The organism is Bradyrhizobium sp. Mp27 (assembly GCF_029953005.1).
In the GTDB taxonomy this organism is placed as follows: domain Bacteria; phylum Pseudomonadota; class Alphaproteobacteria; order Rhizobiales; family Xanthobacteraceae; genus Bradyrhizobium; species Bradyrhizobium barranii.
The window spans coordinates 1-656 of the sequence record NZ_JASAUS010000595.1 but is presented as its reverse complement, the minus strand read 5'-3'; the positions used below and the strand labels follow the sequence as shown (position 1 = coordinate 656).

The window sequence follows — 656 nt, the reverse complement described above, 5'->3', positions numbered from 1 at the left end:
GGCGGCTCTTCTTCGTCATCTTCGCTCCTGATTCGCAGCAAGAATCCTCGCCGCTGTCAGGCAGAAAATCCACTCAAGCTACTGTCCGAATTTGCGGGGCCAGCTCTGCTCTCACAGAGGGCTCGTACACGCCATTAAAGGCCCGAGGCGATCTTCTGCTGTTCGGCCGTGAGCTGCGGGAGGAGCGGATCTTAATAGCGCTCAACCTGGGACCTGAGCCTATCGCGGTCTCATTTGCCGATGAACTATTGTGTGGGCAAGTCCTTCTATCTTCATTTGCAGACCGCGACGGAGAAGAGGTGAGGGCCGGTATCGATTTGCGCGGCAACGAAGGATTACTCATGACAGTGAACCGGGTGGGTCTCGATAATTAAAAACATCCCGTAACATTGAACGTTCGGCGGATTGTAGCCGCATCAGGCGTTTTAGCTCAGGGTAAAACGGGAGCTGAAAATCGCTCAGATTGCCCACTGATGGAGAGCGTGCCCCCGAATTCGACGGGGGACTGAGCGGATCGTTTCTTACCTTACGGAAGAATGGTCAGACTAGTACCCACTTTTCTTAGATCGTGAGTCGTGATTCAAGGTCGGGATGATACCCGAAGCAAGAGAAGTCCACCTTTCGAGGAAAGATCGCAAGGTGCTTGAGGCGTGTTA

At 53.5% G+C, this 656-nt stretch carries 1 pseudogene; it reads left to right on the top strand.

From position 1 onward, the window contains the following. Window positions 1–374: pseudogene (locus QJT78_RS51910) on the top strand (hypothetical protein); the annotation flags it as partial. Window positions 375–656 lie beyond the last annotated feature (282 nt).